Here is an 800-nt window from a genome sequence, read left to right on the forward strand (position 1 = left end):
ATCGAATTGCTGGCGCGCGTGCGCACGTTGGCGCGCCGCGGCCCGCCACGCGAAAGCGAACTGATCAAGGTGGGCGATCTGGAAATGGATGTGAACCGCCGGCGCGTAAAGCGTGGCGGCATGCGCATCGATCTCACGCCGCGCGAATTCTCGCTGTTGCAACTGCTCGCGCGCCGTCAGGGTGAAGTGCTGAGCCGCACGCAGATCGCATCGTATGTGTGGGACATGAATTTCGACAGCGACACCAATGTGGTCGAAGTGGCGATCCGCCGCTTGCGCACCAAGATCGACGACAACTTTCCCGTCAAGCTGATCCACACCGTGCGCAGCGTGGGCTATGTGCTCGAACTGAAGGACATCGCTTGATGCGCGGCCGTTCGCTTGCCGCGGCGCTTGCGCTGGCGTTCGGCGCGACGACGCTGGCAGTTTTCGTGCTCGTCGGCAGCTTTCTGTATGTCGCGCTCGAAAAGCAGATCAAGGCGCAGGACAATCTAGAGATTGTGCTTGCCGCGCGCCACGCACGCCGCCTCGCCCAGGAACTTGATACGGTAAAAGGCATTCGCGAGCACGGCGATCGCCTGACCAGCACGGTGCTCGGCAATGAAGCGATGTCGATGGCGGTTTTTGGTCCTGACGGCAACCGGGTGGTCGAACACAATATCGCGGCGACGTTCGCTGCGCCTTACGCAGAAAATAAGGCTGATACGACACGCGAAACGAGCGCGACGAGCGGAGTGATGGTCATCTCCGCGCTGCCGCCGCTCAGGCGCATTCCGGCTTCGACACGGATTATCGAGGCC

General features: G+C 61.8%; 1 protein-coding gene and 1 pseudogene. Both read left to right on the plus strand.

Annotated features, from left to right (window positions below; all coding sequences use genetic code 11):
* Positions 1–366, plus strand: a 366-nt coding sequence (locus P0D73_RS46560; RefSeq protein WP_408321406.1) for a winged helix-turn-helix domain-containing protein, incomplete at its 5' end; no start/stop codon positions are given.
* Positions 366–800, plus strand: a pseudogene (locus P0D73_RS46565) (heavy metal sensor histidine kinase); the annotation flags it as partial. The gene P0D73_RS46560 and the pseudogene P0D73_RS46565, both read left to right, overlap by 1 nt.

It is taken from the genome of Paraburkholderia sp. RL18-101-BIB-B, assembly GCF_046026985.1.
In the GTDB taxonomy this organism is placed as follows: domain Bacteria; phylum Pseudomonadota; class Gammaproteobacteria; order Burkholderiales; family Burkholderiaceae; genus Paraburkholderia.